Source organism: Bacillus pseudomycoides DSM 12442 (genome assembly GCF_000161455.1).
Taxonomy (GTDB): domain Bacteria; phylum Bacillota; class Bacilli; order Bacillales; family Bacillaceae_G; genus Bacillus_A; species Bacillus_A pseudomycoides.
Map to the genome: position 1 here is coordinate 5,682,104 of NZ_CM000745.1, position 1,113 is coordinate 5,683,216.

1 protein-coding gene is annotated in these 1,113 nt (G+C 32.7%); it reads right to left on the reverse strand.

What is annotated here, in order from left to right; translation table 11 throughout:
* Positions 1-213: 213 nt before the first annotated feature.
* On the reverse strand, positions 214-594 hold the full coding sequence (locus tag BPMYX0001_RS28695) for a hypothetical protein (protein ID WP_006097650.1): 381 nt from the start codon (positions 592-594) through the stop codon (positions 214-216).
* Positions 595-1,113 lie beyond the last annotated feature (519 nt).

The window sequence follows — 1,113 nt, forward strand, 5'->3', positions numbered from 1 at the left end:
ATTTTTAGGTTAACGTGGCTTTTTTCCAAAATGCTGGCGGTACCCCATGGCTATCAAGCTAAGAAAATATAACTCCCCCAGAACCAGATTTTGTCCTAATTTGTAATAAAAGAGCTCATTTTTTCGTTATGGGGGGTGACCTGTTTTCTTAAGTTGATGGATGTGTGGTGCTACCCCGTGTATGTTTAATTGAAAAATAATTTTGTCATAACGTTACCAACGCAAAATTCCGTCTGCACTACATGAAGTACCAACACATTCTAAATATAATCGGTAGTAACCAGAAGAAGGAGCTATTAGTGTTATACCTAAATCTCCTGTAGGAGTCATGGTCCGACCAAAAACTGTATTACCTGTTTCATTATTTTTTACATATACTTGAACTGGGTTGCGATTGTTCGTTCGATGACTATATCCTAAATAAAATTTAGTTCCACCTTTTAAATATACTAAGGAAGTTGATTTCAATCTTTGACCATAACTAATATTAACCGCTTTAGTAGCTGCAAGTCCCTCAGTGGAAAATGATAAAAATGCAATTATTGCTGTGAATACACCTACGTAATATTTAAATCTTCTTTTCAATGAGATCACATCCTTTGAAATTAGATTTTATTACATTCATAAATATTGGATGGATGGTATTATATCCCCTTCCTGATTTCTATTTTTTCAAATAAGTGTTTCTGTTATATATTTGTTTTTCCTGTTTTCGAATCTTTATCTAAGGATTCTTTCTTAATAAATATAGCTTGTTTTATTTAACAAACGGTGTAGAGCAATAATAGGGGTCATCATATAAAAAAATTGTACCTTTGAACACAGTTTGGACACTAGTTGTTCAAATGGATACATTTTAGGTCACCATACATGCCCATCAACCTTAGCTTGATGGGTATGTATGGTGACCCCTAATAGTACATCCATCCACCATCAGCAAAACAGTAAAATCTTATTTTCCCTATGACAAAATGAATTTATTAAAATTCAAAAAAGAGGTTCTTGTACATTAATAAGTTAAAAATTATCTGAGCGTACAGAATTCTCATAATTAACTGTAGTAAGATGGAATTCTTGTTTTTGGGGCGTTATAAAATTCTTAAGTTGATGGGG